Origin of the sequence: Actinoplanes sp. L3-i22 (genome assembly GCF_019704555.1) — a bacterium.
GTDB lineage: Bacteria > Actinomycetota > Actinomycetes > Mycobacteriales > Micromonosporaceae > Actinoplanes.
Genome location: NZ_AP024745.1, coordinates 11,282,235 through 11,297,084, shown reverse-complemented (window position 1 = coordinate 11,297,084; position 14,850 = coordinate 11,282,235). Strand labels below are relative to the sequence as shown.

The following is a 14,850-nucleotide window of genomic DNA, read 5'->3' as shown; positions in this document are numbered from 1 at the left end:
CAAACCCTTTCAACCCCTTCTTGCGTACGCCGTGAGCTCCACCGCCGCGGTCACCGTCACGTCCCGGGCCGGCAGGTCGCCGACCGGCACGTGCCGGGCGCTCGGGGTCATCCCGATCAGCGTGCGCACCTCGTCGCCGGTCAGCCGCATCGCCTGCCGCAGGGTGGTCGTCCCGGCCGGCCGGAAGTGCTCGTCGAGCGTCTCGCTGACCCGCGCCGCCTTGTCCGGGTCGACCTGGATCAGGCCGTGCGCGGCGACCAGCTCGGCGAGGTGGTCGGCGGCCGGGGTGACCACGAGCAGCCGGCCGTCCGGTCGTAGCACCCGATGGAACTCCGGCCCGTTGCGCGGGGCGAAGACGTTCAGGATCACCGTGGCGCAGGCGTCCGCGACCGGGAGCGGGCGCCACAGGTCGGTCAGCACCGCGGCGGCGCGCGGGTGGGCCCGGGCGGCCCGGCGGAGGGCCGGTTTCGACACGTCCAGGCCCAGGCCGGTGGCGGCCGGGGCGGCGTCGAGGACGTGCGCCAGGTAGTCGCCGGTGCCGGTGCCGGCGTCGAGGATCAGGGGCGGCTCAGGCCGTACCGTAATCGGATCTTGATTTTGATCTTGAAGGTCGGCCGTGGCCCGGGCGAGCGCCGCGGCGATGAAGGCGTAGTGGCCGGCGGCCAGGAAATCGGCGCGGTCGGCGATCATCTCGGCACTGTCGCCGGTGTGCGGCAGCCGGCCCGCGCTGAGGTCGGCGTAGCCCTGGCGGGCCATGTCGAAGCTGTGCCCGGCGGGGCAGCGCAAGGCCCGCTCGCGCCGATCCAGCGGCTTCCGACACACCGGGCACCTGAGGAACGGCAATGCGCCATCGATCATCGGCTGGTTCCCTCTAGGCTTTCCGGATGGCTGGCATCTCGTACTCGGACATCGTCAAGGCTCCCAAGGCTCTGTTGCACGACCATCTGGACGGTGGACTCCGCCCGTCCACGATCGTGGAGCTGGCCGCTCAGGTGGGCCATGAGCTGCCCGAGACCGACCCGGCGCGGCTGGGCGAGTGGTTCGTCGCCGCCGCCGACTCCGGCTCGCTGGAACGGTACCTGGAGACGTTCGCGCACACCGTCGCGGTGATGCAGACCGCCGAGGGGCTGCACCGGGTGGCCAAGGAGTGCGCGCTCGACCTGGCCGCCGACGGCGTGGTCTACGCCGAGGTCCGCTACGCCCCGGAACAGCACCTGGAGCGCGGTCTCACCCTGGACCAGGTGGTCGAGGCGGTGGAGGCCGGCTATCGCGAGGGGTGCGCCGAAGCGGCCGCGAACGGCTCCCCGATCCGGATCGGCACGCTGCTGACCGCGATGCGGCACGCGGCCCGCTCGCAGGAGATCGCCGAGCTGTCCGTCCGGTTCCGGGACGCCGGGGTGGTCGGCTTCGACATCGCCGGCGCCGAGGCCGGCTTCCCGCCCACCCGGCACCTGGACGCCTTCGAGTACCTGCAGCGGGAGAACTTCCACTTCACCATCCATGCGGGTGAGGCGTTCGGCCTGCCGTCGATCTGGGAGGCCATCCAGTGGTGCGGCGCCGACCGGTTGGGTCACGGCGTCCGGCTGATCGACGACATCACCGTCGGAGCGGCCGGGCCGAGCTCGGTCACCGCGACCGGGGGCACCGAGGCGGCGCCGCCGGTGCTGGGGCGGCTCGCGGCGTACGTCCGGGACAAGCGGATCCCGCTGGAGCTGTGCCCGTCGTCGAACGTGCAGACCGGCGCGGCCGAGTCGATCGCGGCGCACCCGATCAAGCTGCTCCGCGATCTGCGCTTCCGGGTCACCGTGAACACGGACAACCGGCTGATGAGCGGGACCTCGATGAGCCGGGAGATGACCCTGCTGACCGAGGCGTTCGGGTGGGGCTGGGCGGAACTGCAGTGGTTGACCATCAACGCGATGAAGTCGGCGTTCATCCCGTACGACGAGCGATTGGTGCTCATCAACGAGGTCATCAAGCCGGCGTATGCCAAGTTGCTCGGCTGAAGTCGGGCTTTTCGCCCTTTTTTGGGATACGAGCGAACGTACGGCAGACGAAATTACCTGTCCGGATCCCGGGCTCCACCGTTCGGCTACACTGCGGCCTACAAACTTGGCATAATCCGGCATTTGCCTTGCAGATCGCGGTGGAACCGAGCCATCGTCTCTCCTGTCGCGATCGACTACGATCTGACTCGTCGGCCTGCGCCCCACCCCCCAACGCCGCGCCGACCGCGTTCGAGTGACCTTGAGAAACCTGCACCTGTACAGGTAGTGATTTCAGACCGGCGATGTCCAACTGCGACGTTGCAACATCGCGTCACACAACCGGTCCGTGTCCGCCTGCTCTTTCTCTTTGACACTCGTCGTGATGGAATCTCGGGGGCCCGACCCGGCGAGTCGGCCGTGTGCGGTGCCCGGCGAGCCGAATGCCGGGCCCGAATCAGGAGGACGGTGACGTGAGCAAGCGCCCAAGTGAGGCGGACGGCGTCATGTCGCGTCTGCGTCGACCTACGGGTCGTCTGCGAGACCTACCCATCTGGTCCAAGCTTGGTCTGATCATGTTCGTGCCGACCATCGCGACGATCTTCGTCGGCGTCAACGGTCTCATCGAGCACATCGACCAGGCCAACACCGCCGAGAACACCCGAACCCTCGCCGTGCTGGCCGAGGCCGCGGGTGGCCTCGCTGATCAGCTGCAGGACGAGCGCGCCTTCGCGATGGAGATCGCCGTCGCGACGGACAAGCAGTTCAGCGGTTCCACGAACACCAACCTCGCGAACTATGCCGTGCCGAAGTACAACGCCGTGCACAGCAAGGTGGAAGCGGCCACGCAGCGTTACGCGCAGCAGCGGTCCGCGGTCGAGGGCCAGCCGGAGCGCGTGAACATCATGCTCGGCCGCCTGGACAACAACCTCGCCGACCTCGCCGCCTACCGCAGCAAGGTCACCAAGGGCGAGAGCGTCGAGAGCGTCGAGACCACCTACAACACGCTCATCACCGACCTGCTCAGCGTGCGTGACGCCGCTGCCCAGCAGGCCAGTGACGCGAACCTGAGCGACCACCTGCGGGCGGTCGCCGAGGTGGCCCGGGCCAAGGAGTTCGTCTCCCAGCAGCGGTACATCGGTCACGAGGTGATCGGGCTCCAGAAGTTCAACGCCACGCTGCGGCAGACGTTCCTCACCGCCCAGACCGGCTTCAACCTGGCCAAGGCCAACCTCGAAGCGGTGTCGACCAACGGTGAGAACTCGCTCTTCGAGAAGACCACGACGGCGAACACGGCGCAGTACGCGGCGACGAACCTGATCACCCCGCTGCTGGCCAACCCGGGCTCGGACATCTCGCAGAACCACCTGACCACCGACGCGTGGGACCAGGCGCTGTCCGGCTACGACGACACGTTCCGTCAGGTCGAGGAGCAGCTCGACAAGAGCATCGTCACCGAGGCCACCGACAAGCGGAACTCGACGAACCGGACGGTCTTCGTCGAGACCAGCGTCCTGCTCGGCATGCTGCTGCTGGCCATCCTGTTCGCCTGGCTCGTCGCCCGGTCGATGGCCCGCTCGCTGCGTGAGCTGCGCCAGGGTGCCCTCGCGGTCGCCCAGTTCGGCCTGCCGCACGCGGTCAGCCGGCTGCGGGACCCGTCGCTCTCCGCGTCGCTCACCCCGGCCCAGGTCGCCGACCAGATCGCCGAGCCCCTCCCGGTGCGTAGCCGGGACGAGTTCGGGCAGGTGACCGAGGCGTTCAACGCGGTCCACCTGGAAGCCGTGCGGACCGCGGCCGAGCAGGCCGCCCTGCGGGCCTCCGTCGCGACCATGTTCGTCAACCTCGCCCGCCGTTCGCAGATCCTGGTCGACCGGCTCATCGGTCACCTGGACCGGCTGGAGCGCGGCGAGGAGGACCCGGACCGGCTGGCCGAGCTCTTCCAGCTCGACCACCTGGCCACCCGAATGCGGCGTAACGACGAGAACCTCCTGGTTCTCGCGGGCGCCGACTCCACCCGTGTGCAGCGCGAGCCGGCTGCTCTGATCGACGTGCTGCGCGCCGCGCAGTCCGAGGTCGAGCACTACACCCGGATCGAGTTCGGCGTCATCGACCGGGAGCTGGAAGTCTCGGCGCACGCCGTCAACGACATGGTCCACCTGGTCGCCGAGCTCTTCGACAACGCGACCGCGTTCTCCCCGCCGAACTCCAACGTGCTGGTCGAGGCCCGCCGGGTCGGCGACAGCGCGGTGCTCTCGGTGGAGGACCACGGCATCGGCATCAGCCGTGAGCAGTTGCGGGACCTCAACGAGCGTCTCGCCAACCCGCCCACGGTGGATGTGGCCGTCTCCCGGATGATGGGCCTGGTCGTGGTCGCCCGGCTGGCGAACCGGCACGGGGTCCGTGTCGAGCTCCGCCCGGCCGACCGCGAGCGTGGCACGGTCGCCGAAGTGGGCCTGCCCACCTCGGTCCTGGCCAGCGCGACCGCCGGCCGGATTCCGGGTGGTGGCTACGACGCACCGCCGGCCGCGATGCCGTCCTTCGGCGAGCCCCTCGCCCTGGAGAGCGGTCGCGGTGGGTACCCGGGCAGCAACGGCTCGAACGGCTCCGCACCGTCCTGGTCCGACCTGACCGGCGCCGCCCCGTCCAACGGGTTCGGCGGCGGGCCCAACGGCTTCAACGGCGGATCCAACGGGTTCGGTGGCGGGTCCAACGGCTTCAACGGCGGGCTCAACGGCGCCAACGGCTTCAACGGCTCGCCCAGCGGGGGCTTCGGCCCGCGCAGCAACGAGCCGCTCCCGCCGCTGCCGTCCGGTCCGATCAGCTCCGGCCCGCAGGGCTTCGCCGGGCTGGACGAGCTGGCCCAGCGCCGCAACGGCAACGACTACCAGCGTCCCGACGGGGACATGAACGGCTACGGCGCGACCATTCCGCGTCAGCTCCCGGCGAACCCGGAGAGCCAGGGCCGGAACCCGTTCATGCCGCCGGTCTCCGCCCCGCCGGTGCCGTCCGCCCCGCCGGTCACCTCGGCTCCGCCGGTGCCGTCCGCGCCGCCGTACTCGGCAGCGCCGGTCTCCGGCCCGAACGAGCCGGTCTCCTTCGCCTCGGCACCGCCGGCCTGGCCGCCGGTCGCCAGCGACCGGGAGACCCCGCACGTGCCGGAGAACCTCGCCGCGGCGCTCGACATGACCGCCGAGATCCCGAGGTACCGTCCGGAGAACGCCGAGCCGCACCCCGAGGTGGCCCGTCCGGTCAACCCGCCCACGGCGGCGTTGCCCGCGTCGGCCCCGCCGGCGTACGACTCGTCGCTCAACCCGGTCAGCAGCCCGGCCGTCGACCAGGCGACCGCGGCGGCGCAGATCTCCTCCGCCCGCGAGGGTGCGGTGCCGTTCGCCGACGAGACGATGGAGCTGCCGATCTTCCGGGAGCTCGAGTCGGCCTGGTTCACCACGACCCAGGCGACCGCCACCAAGCCGTCCGTCGCCGGTGTCGGCGAGGACGCGGTGGTCTCGCAGCGGATCCCGACCGGCGAGCCGGTACGGACCGCTGGAGTCCCGCAGCAGGCGGTCTCCCCGGAGGCCCGCGAGTTCGACACGGCCAAGGTGGGCGCGTCCGCGGCGGCCGGCGGTGCCGGTTCGTACGGCGGCGGCGCTCCGTCCAGCCCGTGGCAGACCGCGGCCGACGACGGCTGGCAGGCCGCTCAGAAGGCCGCTGAAGTCTCGATCGACACGACGACCACGGCGGGCCTTCCGAAGCGCACGCCGATGGCGCAACTTGTCCCCGGCGGTGTTGACCGGACCGCTAACTCCGTCCAGCGCCGTTCGCCCGAGGGGGTCCGCGGTCTGCTGTCCGCGTACCACCGGGGTGTGCAACGCGGTCGCACCAAGGAACAATCGACCAACCTGGAGGAGACTCCGGGAGGGCAGCAGCCCTCGCAGGCTGGCAAGGAGCATGAGGCATGACATCTACGCAGGATCTCGGTTGGCTGCTGGCCAACTTTGCTGACCGCGTTCCCGGAGTCGCGCACGCGATTGCGGTCTCCGCCGACGGCCTGCTCCTGGCGGCCTCGCGGGACCTGCCGCGAGACCGTGCGGACCAGCTCGCGGCCATCGCGTCCGGTCTGGTCAGCCTGACTCAGGGCGCTGCGCGGTGTTTCGAGGGTGGGGCCGTTCTGCAGACGGTCGTGGAGATGGACAATGGGTTCCTGTTCCTGATGTCCATCTCTGACGGCTCCTCGTTCGCGGTGCTCGCGGCTCGTAGCTGCGACGTCGGGCAGGTCGGCTACGAAATGGCCCTCCTGGTCGACCGCGTCGGCGAGGCGCTGACTCCCGCGCCGCGTTCCGCGGCCGGGGTGCTGGGCTGAAGGCGCAGTGAGCCGGCCCATCCGGCTACTGTCCAAAAACTTGAGAACCAATACACTTCGAGTGGCCGAGGGAGGGGTTGACGGTGACGATGCCTGAACGCGATGAGCCGACCGGCGCGCTGGTCAGGCCGTATGCCGTGACCCGTGGTCGAACCCGGCCGAAGCTTGAGATAGCGCTGGAAGCGCTGGTCGAGACAACCGTGCGTGGCCGTTCCGGCATGCTCCGTGGCGGGCATGGTGGCGGCGAGCATCAGTACATCGCGCAGATGTGCGACAACGGTCGAGTGCAGTCGCTCGCCGAAATCGCCGCACGCATGCAGCTGCCGCTCGGTGTGGCACGTGTGATCGTCGCCGATATGGCCTCCGATGGCCTACTCGCGGTGTACGAGCCCACCTCGCTTGAAGACGAGACCGACGCGGTAGGCACGGAACTGCTGGAAAGGGTGCTGAGTGGACTTCGCAGGCTCTGACATGTCGCAACGTCCCGCTGCGGGCGGACGCGTGACATCGGCGAAGATTGTCATCGCCGGTGGCTTCGGCGTCGGTAAAACGACGCTGGTGGGCTCGGTCTCGGAGATCACCCCACTGACCACCGAGGCGATCATGACCTCGGCCGGTGTGGGCGTCGATGACAACCGGCAGGTGCCGGGGAAGATGACCACCACGGTCGCAATGGACTTCGGCCGGATCAGCATCGATCGCGACCTGATCCTGTACCTGTTCGGAACGCCTGGCCAGACGCGGTTCTGGTTCATGTGGGACGAGCTGGTCCGGGGCGCGATCGGTGCGGTGGTCATGGTGGATACGCGTCGGCTCGCCGACTGCTTCGCCGCCATCGACTTCTTCGAGCACCGTCGCCTTCCTTACCTGGTGGCGATCAACTGCTTCGATGGCATGCAGTATCACAACCCGCAGGACGTTCGGGACGCTCTGGCGATCTCGGGCGACGTGCCGGTGGTGAGCTGTGACGCCCGCAACCGTGAATCGACGAAGAACGTCCTCATCTCGCTGGTCGAGTATGTGCTGACGATGCGTCGCACGCGCGCGGTAGCGCCCGCCTGACGAACGGTGAAAGCCCCGCTCCGCGAGTCGGAGCGGGGCTTTCGCGCGTCTTCGGACAGGTTCTCGGCGCAGCCGATCAGTTACGCTGAGTAACTGTGGGGTTGGTGAGCAGGGTGGGCAGCGCGGCCAGGTCGGGGATCCGGTCGGCCGGCGCCCAGACCCCCGGGTCGGTCCGGAACCGGCCCGCCCCCGGGTAGGCCTCGTTGGTGACCAGGACCGGCCGCATCCCGGCCAGCCGGGCGCCGTCGTGCTCCCGGCTGCCGCCGTCGCCGACGAACCAGCACTCGGCCGGGGCGACCCCGAGTCGTTCGCTCACCGTGGCGTAGAGGCGCGGGTCCGGCTTGTGGCACCCCTCGCGCCAGGAGAACACCGGGACGTCGACCAGTTCCGCGTACGGCGTCTCCGGCCAGGCCTCGCAGAGCTCGCTCGAACAGTCGCTGAGAAGCCCCACGGCGTATCCGAGATCCCGGACCGCCCCGAGTACCCGTAGCGCCTCCGGTCGTGGCCTGCGGACGCGCTCAGCCCCCGCGCGGTGGGTGGTGACGGCGGCCGTCAGCCGGGCGGGGTCCGGCTCCACGCCGCACGCCCGGGCCATCGCGAGCAAGGTGTCCCGGGTGCCGCCGTAGGTGCCGGTGATCCGGCGGGGGAAGCTCTCGGTCATCGCCGCGGTGAAGCGATCCACCGGGACCCCGAGGGACTCCGCGGTCGCGGCGAACGTGGCGAGACGTTCGGACTCGGCGGACGGGTCGGTCAACGTACCGAAGAAATCGAAGATGATGGCCCGCATGCCGCCAGTTTCCGGGATGGCCTGGATGCTGCCGGCTTCGGGAATGTGAAACGGCCGCGACCCAGCGGGTCGCGGCCGTTTCCGGGAAAACCTCAGCGGCCCCCGCCGTAGCCGGCGCCGTTGTTCCGATACTCGTCAGCGGGCTGACCGTCGCGGGTGAAGTCCCACCCACCGGCCGCCTCGCGACCCGGGCGCCCGCCCATCGCGAAGCCGCCGATCTCCTGCCCGCGCCGCCAGCCCCGGAAGTAACCCGTGGTGTGCGCGGCGATCGAGGCGGCGTCCCGGACGATCCGCAGCGGCCGCTCCTCGCGGACCGTGGTGCCGGGCACCAGGTTCGCCTGGGGCACCCGCTTGGGCAGGCCGGCCGACGTCTCCGCGGCGACGGCCGGGGTGGACGCCTTCTGCGCGGCACGCCAGCCGCTGTCGTTCGGGTTGGCCCACTCGACGTTGGCGGTCTCGTCGCTGGTGCCGCCGGTGAACCAGGCGGACCTGGCGGCGGCGAAGATCAGCAGGTCACCGTCGCCGCCGTCGGACGAGACCGGCGGGGCGGTGCTCCGGTCCAGCGCGGTGATCCGCGGCGGCAGGCTCTCGATCGGCACGATCCGGTTGCCGCCGTCGATCAGGCGCAGCGACGGCGGGTCGCCGAGCTGGTCGATCCCGGGCGCCTTGCCGCGTCCGCCGTTCAGCTGGGTGTCCACCAGGTGCAGGGCCGGCGGTTCCTTCGGCATGTCCTGCCACGGGGGCCGGACCCGGCCCTCGGCGCCGGGCGCGCTGACCGAGGCGGCCGTCGGCCGCTGCGGGAGCGCGTTGTCGTCGCCGGAGTTCAGCAGCGGCCAGTTGGCCCGGGAGCCGGGCTCCGGGATCTCCTCGGCCGGCCGCTGGGACTGCATGGGCAGCGAGTAGTCGGCCGGGCCGGCCGGAGTCCCGTTCGCCGCGGGCGACGTGGCGGGACGGGTGGTCGGCCGGGACGGGATGACCGTGCGCTGCCGCTCGGCCCGGGCCCGGGTGAGCTCGGCGTTGCTGAGCGTGGGCCGGAACGGCTCGCCCGCGTCGGCCGGGCTGTTCGCCAGGCCCCCCGCGGAGACCGGGTTGCGAGCGGCCGGCGAGATCGGATTCCGGGCGGCCGGGGAGATCGGGTTGCGGGCGGCGGGCGACATCGGCGCGCCCGGTGCCCGGGAGCCCGGCACCGGCCGGGTGCCCGGCGTGATCGGGGTCATGCCCGGCGGGGGCGGCGGCACCGACACCGGCCGGTTGCCGGGGGTGCTGCTGATCCGGGTGGGCAGCCCGTTGGCCGCGGCGGGCGCGATCGGGGGCTTGGTGATCGGGTCCGGAGCGACCGGGGGAGCGTTCATCGGCTGCGGCATGGCCGGACCGCCGAGACCGGCGACCGAGGGCTCGGGACGGCCGCCACGACGGCTGAACCGGGACCCGAGGTCGGTGCTGACCGGGGCCTGGGCGACCGGGGCCGGCTCGGCCGAGCGGCGCCCGGCCCGACGGCCGACGTTCGGCTCGGTGGCCTGGCTGGTGGCCCGGGCGGTGAGCGTGCCGACCAGGGCGGCGCACGCGGCGTCGCAGGTGCGGACCGCGGCGACGGCCTGGCGGACCGCCTCGGCGGCGGCCGGGGCCAGTGACTTGTTGACCCCGCCCCGGCGCGGCGACTCGCTGATCGCCACCTGGAGCGCGGTGACCGCGGAGATCACCTGGTCCTCGGTGCCGGCGCCGGCCCGGGTGAGGTCGGTGGCGACGTCCTGAGCGGTGTGCTCCGGGTCGCCGCTGCGGCCGGTCAGCCGGCCGGGCTCGGGGATCGCCTCGAGAACGGCCATGGCCAGCGGGTGCGCCGGGTCCGGATACGCCCGGAGGGCGGCCGGGTAGAGCTCGCGCAGCACCTCGCGGAGCGCGACCGCGGCCGCGTTCCGGCCGGTCAGCATGGCCACGTGCGCGGCCAGGACCGGCTTGTAGCTGACCAGCTCGCGCGGCGTCGGCAGGTTCACCGCGGCGATCGCGCCGGCCTGCAGGGCCCGGGCCAGCCCGACCGCGCGCCGGGCGGCGGCCGGGGCGGAGATCTCCTCTGGGGAGTCGTCGTCCGAGAAGCGCTCGGCGAAGTCGTCGGCGTCGTCGTCGTCGACCACGACCAGTGGCCGGCCGGCGGCGGTGAGCAGCGAGGTGACGACGTGGTCGTCACTGTCGGCGGCCACGGCCGCGTCGCTGAATCCCGTCGTCCGTTCCACGAGCAGCGTTCCCAGCAGGGCGTAACCGGCCGGGTCGTCGCTGATCTCGTGGACGCCGAGCAACCGGCCTGCGTCGTCCACCACGGCGATGGTCAGTGGAGCGGCCGAGGCCGAACGCACCGATTCATCAGCCGACGCCAGACCGCAGTACACGCGCACGAGCGCCACGGCGTCGTCCTCCTCCCCGGGAGTGCTTCTCTGTGGCCAAGGACTGATGTTCCCTGGTAATCGGTCAGTCACGCCAGTCCACAGCAGCAGAGATCTTGCTGATTACCGACCGCCAGCCGAGACTCGCCTGTTGTGCCCCGATTTTCTTCAGTCGGCGACGACCGAAGAAACCGCCCATACCACCGTTCTCCGTGGCACGGAGCGACTCGTCGAGGTCATCCAGCGGGGAGCCGGGCGACAGCGCCAGGATCACCGGCTTGAGCCGGAGTGCGTGCCCGAGGTCCCGGGCCACCTCACCGGCGGCGATGAGCAGGGGCAGATCCCAGGTGTCGTGGCCGCCGCGCAGGTTCTCCACCACGAGGTCGAGTTCGTAGCGCTCCTCCGGCAGGGGGTCGATGTCGCTCGACTGTACCCGCTCCGCGAGGTCGCCCCAGCTGTCCAATTGTGCGAGATCGTGCGGAGCACCCGAACGAATGAAGGAGACCAGCGCTTCGGCGTTCTTGAAGGCGAGCAACCGGCCCTTGTGGCTGAGGAACATGGGCACTTCCTCGTCGTCCGTCTCGGCGGTCACCTCCTCCTTCTCGTCGTCGGAGTCGGTCTCCTCGTCGGCGCCGTCCTTCTTCTCGTCCGCGTCGTCCTCGGCCAGAAGGGCCTCGTACTCCTCGTCGACGATCACGCCCTCTTCGCCGTCCTCGTCGAGGGCGGCGCGCTTGCGGGCGTCGAACGGGTCCTCCTCCTCGACCTCGATCTCGGTCGGGGTCAGCTCGGAGGCCTTCCGGTACGCACGGAGGGTCAGGCCGACGCCGCCCGGGAGAGCGATCTCGACCGGCTCGACGCGAACCTCATCCCAGAGCTCACGCCCGGCAAGTCCTTCCGCTGAGGACTTCTCGGCCACCGGCGCGGACGCCTCGGGCTCGTCGGACTGGCTGGTCACGGTTTGACCTCCGGGTTGATCTGGGGTGGCGGGACGGGTGACTACCGGCACATACCCTAGTCCGCAACGCTGTGTGACAGCGGCCCCGTCCCCTTCCCCATTGCTCAGTAACCCTTCGGGTGCCACACCGTCTTGGTCTCCAGCAGCGCCGTCATCGGCTTCAGACCGGGGTCCGCGGTGAGATCCGGCCCGCCGGGCCGGGGGCGCAACACCCGCTTCAGCGTGCCGGCCGCGGCCCGTTCCAGCTCGGCCGCCAGCTCGGCGTGTTCCACCCCGGTCAGGTCCAGGGCGTTGACGTCGGCGTGCGCGGCCAGCCAGGGGGCGGTCTCGGCGTACTTTCCGGTGAGAATGTTCACCACGCCGCCCGGCACGTCCGAGGTGGCCAGCACCTCGGCCAGGGTGATCGCGACCTGCGGGTCGGCGGCCAGCACCACCGCGGTGTTGCCGGTGACGACGGCCGGGGCGAGCACGCTGGTCAGCCCGAGCAGGCCGGCCGGGGCGACGATCGCGACCACGCCGGTCGGCTCGGGCGCGGAGATGTTGAAGAACGGCCCGGCGACCGGGTTGGCGCCGCCGGTGACCTGGGCGATCTTGTCGGACCACCCGGCGTACCAGACCCAGCGGTCGATCGCGGCGTCCACCTCGTCGGCCGGGACGCCCAGCGCGGTGAACTCGCCCCGCCGGGCCTCGATCATCTCGGCGATCCGGTAGAGCACCTGGCCACGGTTGTACGCCGTCGCGCCGGCCCACCCGGGCTGCGCGGCCCGGGCCGCGACCACCGCGTCACGGGCGTCCTTGCGCGAGGCGAGGGCCACGTTGTCGCCGTCTGCCACGAACGTCCGTCCTGACTCGCTGCGCGGGAACTTGCCGCCGATGTAGAGCTTGTAGGTCTTGCGCACCGAGAGGCGCGTGGGCGCCACCGGTTCCGCAACCTTCGATGTCTTAGGCAAGGTACGCCTCCAGGCCGTGCCGGCCACCCTCGCGTCCGTAGCCGGACTCCTTGTAGCCGCCGAACGGCGACGCCGGGTCGAACTTGTTGAACGTGTTGGCCCAGACCACCCCGGCGCGCAGCTTGTCGGCGACGGCCAGGATGCGGGAGCCCTTCTCGGACCAGATGCCGGCGGAAAGCCCGTACGGCGTGTTGTTGGCCTTTTCGATCGCCTCGGCCGGGGTGCGGAAGGTGAGCACCGACAGGACCGGGCCGAAGACCTCCTCGCGGGCGATCCGGTGCGCCTGGGTCACCCCGGTGAAGATCGTCGGGGCGAACCAGAACCCGCGGTCGGGCAGCTCGCAGGGCGGCGACCAGCGCTCGGCGCCCTCCTGCGTCCCAATTTCCGACAATTCCGAAATACGGGCCAACTGTGCCGCGGAGTTGATCGCGCCGATGTCGGTGTTCTTGTCCAGCGGGTCGCCGACCCGCAGCGTCGCCATCCGCCGCTTGAGCGACTCCAGCAGCTGATCGGCGATGGACTCCTGCACCAGCAGCCGCGACCCGGCGCAGCACACGTGCCCCTGGTTGAAGAAGATCCCGTTGACGATCCCCTCCACCGCCTGGTCGATCGGCGCGTCGTCGAAGACGATGTTCGCCGCCTTGCCGCCCAGCTCCAGGGTCAGCCGCTTGCCGGTGCCGGCCACCGTCCGGGCGATCTCCCGGCCCACCTCGGTCGAGCCGGTGAACGCCACCTTGTCCACGTCCGGGTGGGCGACCAGGTAGGCCCCGGTGTCGCCGGCCCCGGTGACGATGTTGACCACGCCCGCGGGCAGCTCGGCCTGCCGGCAGACGTCGGCGAAGAACAACGCGGAGAGCGGGGTGGTCTCGGCCGGCTTGAGCACCACGGTGTTGCCGGTGGCCAGCGCGGGCGCGATCTTCCAGGCCAGCATCATCAGCGGGAAGTTCCACGGGATGACCTGGGCCGCGACGCCGACCGGCCGGGGGTCCGGCCCGAAGCCGGCGTAGGCCAGCTTGTCGGCCCAGCCTGCGTAGTAGAAGAAGTGCGCGGCGACCAGCGGCAGGTCGACGTCGCGCGACTCCTTGATCGGCTTGCCGTTGTCCAGCGACTCGAGAACCGCCAGTTCGCGGGATCTCTCCTGAATTATCCGTGCGATCCGGAACAGATACTTCGCCCGCTCCGCGCCGGGCAGCGCGGACCAGGACCCGAAAGCGCGCCGGGCGGCCGCCACCGCGCGGTCCACGTCCTCGGCGTCACCGAGAGCGACCTCGGCGAGGACCTCCTCGGTGGCGGGGTTCACGGTCTTGAAGGTGCCGCCCTCCTTGGCCGGCTCGAACGAACCGTCGATGAAGAGGCCGTAGGACGAGTCGAGGGAGACGACGGAGCGGGATTCTGGCGCGGGAGCGTATTCGAACATCGGCCTCAGTCCAGGGTGAAGTAGTCAGGGCCGGAGTAATGCCCGGTAGTCAGCTTGGTGCGCTGCATCAGCAGGTCGTTGAGCAGCGAGGACGCGCCGAACCGGAACCAGTCGGGGCTCAGCCAGTCGTCGCCGACCGTCTCGTTGATCAGCACCAGGTACTTGATGGCGTCCTTGGTGTTCTTGATGCCACCGGCCGGCTTCACACCGATCTGCCGCCCGTGCTCGGCCCGGAAGTCGCGGACCGCCTCCAGCATCACCAGCGTGATCGGCAGCGTCGCGTTCACCGAGACCTTGCCGGTGGAGGTCTTGATGAAGTCGGCGCCGGCCAGCATGGCCAGCCAGGACGCGCGGCGGATGTTGTCGTACGTGGCGAGCTCGCCGGTCTCCAGGATCACCTTGAGGTGCGCGCTGCCGCACGCCTCCTTGACCGCGACGATCTCCTCGAAGACGTGCTGGTAGTCGCCGGCCAGGAAGCGGCCCCGGCTGATCACCATGTCGATCTCGTCGGCGCCGGCCGCGACCGCGGCCCGGGTGTCGGCGAGCTTCACCTCGAGCGGGGCCTGGCCGGACGGGAACGCGGTGGCGACGCTGGCCAGGTGCACTCCGGAGCCGGCCAGCGCGGCCGCGGCGACGCCGACCATCGCGGGGTAGACGCAGATCGCGCCGACCGAGGGACAGCCCGGGTCGGCCGGATCCGGCCGCCTCCCCTTCGCGCACAGGGCGCGCACCTTGCCGGGCGTGTCAGCGCCCTCGAGCGTGGTCAGGTCGACCATCCGGATCGCCAGGTCGATGGCTTTGGCCTTGCTGCTCGTCTTCACCGATCGGGTGCCGAGCGCGGCCGCCCTTGCCTCGACGCCCACCTTGTCGACCCCGGGGAGGCCGTGCAGGTAGGTGCGGAGATCGGACAGCCCGATGGGCGCTGTCGCAGTCATGAAAGCGATTCTATGCGACCTCCC

12 protein-coding genes are annotated in these 14,850 nt (G+C 70.9%); 5 read left to right on the top strand and 7 right to left on the bottom strand.

Annotated elements, in window-relative coordinates:
- Positions 1 to 9: 9 nt before the first annotated feature.
- Positions 10 to 858, bottom strand: a complete 849-nt coding sequence (locus L3i22_RS50040) for a putative RNA methyltransferase (protein WP_221324414.1) — start codon at positions 856 to 858, stop codon at positions 10 to 12.
- Between the two features lie 26 nt (positions 859 to 884).
- On the opposite strand from L3i22_RS50040, the gene L3i22_RS50035 reads away from it, so the two are divergent.
- The 5 genes from L3i22_RS50035 (at position 885) to L3i22_RS50015 (ending at position 7,407) form a co-directional block, all read left to right on the top strand.
- A complete protein-coding gene (locus L3i22_RS50035) occupies positions 885 to 2,006 on the top strand; it encodes an adenosine deaminase (protein WP_221324413.1) in 1,122 nt (373 codons plus the stop codon).
- A 452-nt stretch (positions 2,007 to 2,458) separates the two neighbouring features.
- Positions 2,459 to 5,944: a nitrate- and nitrite sensing domain-containing protein gene (locus L3i22_RS50030; RefSeq protein WP_221324412.1), complete on the top strand. Its 3,486-nt coding sequence runs from the start codon at positions 2,459 to 2,461 to the stop codon at positions 5,942 to 5,944.
- Positions 5,941 to 6,345 (top strand): roadblock/LC7 domain-containing protein, encoded by a 405-nt coding sequence (locus L3i22_RS50025; protein WP_014447580.1) that lies wholly within the window; start codon positions 5,941 to 5,943, stop codon positions 6,343 to 6,345. Before L3i22_RS50030 ends, L3i22_RS50025 begins: the two co-directional genes overlap by 4 nt.
- Before the next feature lie 89 nt (positions 6,346 to 6,434).
- Positions 6,435 to 6,815: a DUF742 domain-containing protein gene (locus L3i22_RS50020; protein ID WP_203743089.1), complete on the top strand. Its 381-nt coding sequence runs from the start codon at positions 6,435 to 6,437 to the stop codon at positions 6,813 to 6,815.
- Position 6,816: 1 nt separating this feature from the next.
- Positions 6,817 to 7,407: an ATP/GTP-binding protein gene (locus L3i22_RS50015; protein ID WP_189328935.1), complete on the top strand. Its 591-nt coding sequence runs from the start codon at positions 6,817 to 6,819 to the stop codon at positions 7,405 to 7,407.
- A gap of 76 nt (positions 7,408 to 7,483) precedes the next feature.
- Here the strand turns inward: L3i22_RS50015 and L3i22_RS50010 are convergent, their stop codons facing one another.
- The 6 genes from L3i22_RS50010 to deoC all read right to left on the bottom strand — a co-directional run bounded on the left by L3i22_RS50010 (position 7,484) and on the right by deoC (position 14,826).
- Positions 7,484 to 8,194 carry an HAD family hydrolase gene (locus L3i22_RS50010; protein WP_221324411.1) on the bottom strand — a complete coding sequence of 237 codons (711 nt, stop codon included), beginning with the start codon at positions 8,192 to 8,194 and terminating at the stop codon, positions 7,484 to 7,486.
- Positions 8,195 to 8,286: 92 nt separating this feature from the next.
- On the bottom strand, positions 8,287 to 10,590 hold the full coding sequence (locus L3i22_RS50005) for a transposase (protein WP_370644321.1): 2,304 nt from the start codon (positions 10,588 to 10,590) through the stop codon (positions 8,287 to 8,289).
- Between the two features lie 64 nt (positions 10,591 to 10,654).
- On the bottom strand, positions 10,655 to 11,524 hold the full coding sequence (locus L3i22_RS50000) for a DNA primase (RefSeq protein ID WP_221324410.1): 870 nt from the start codon (positions 11,522 to 11,524) through the stop codon (positions 10,655 to 10,657).
- A gap of 104 nt (positions 11,525 to 11,628) precedes the next feature.
- A complete protein-coding gene (locus L3i22_RS49995; protein ID WP_221324409.1) occupies positions 11,629 to 12,444 on the bottom strand; it encodes an aldehyde dehydrogenase family protein in 816 nt (271 codons plus the stop codon).
- A gap of 22 nt (positions 12,445 to 12,466) precedes the next feature.
- A complete protein-coding gene (locus L3i22_RS49990) occupies positions 12,467 to 13,891 on the bottom strand; it encodes an aldehyde dehydrogenase family protein (RefSeq protein ID WP_221324408.1) in 1,425 nt (474 codons plus the stop codon).
- Between the two features lie 5 nt (positions 13,892 to 13,896).
- The gene (gene deoC, locus L3i22_RS49985; RefSeq protein WP_221324407.1) at positions 13,897 to 14,826 is read right to left on the bottom strand and encodes a deoxyribose-phosphate aldolase; all 930 of its coding nucleotides are present in this window, start codon (positions 14,824 to 14,826) and stop codon (positions 13,897 to 13,899) included.
- Between the last annotated feature and the right edge of the window lie 24 nt (positions 14,827 to 14,850).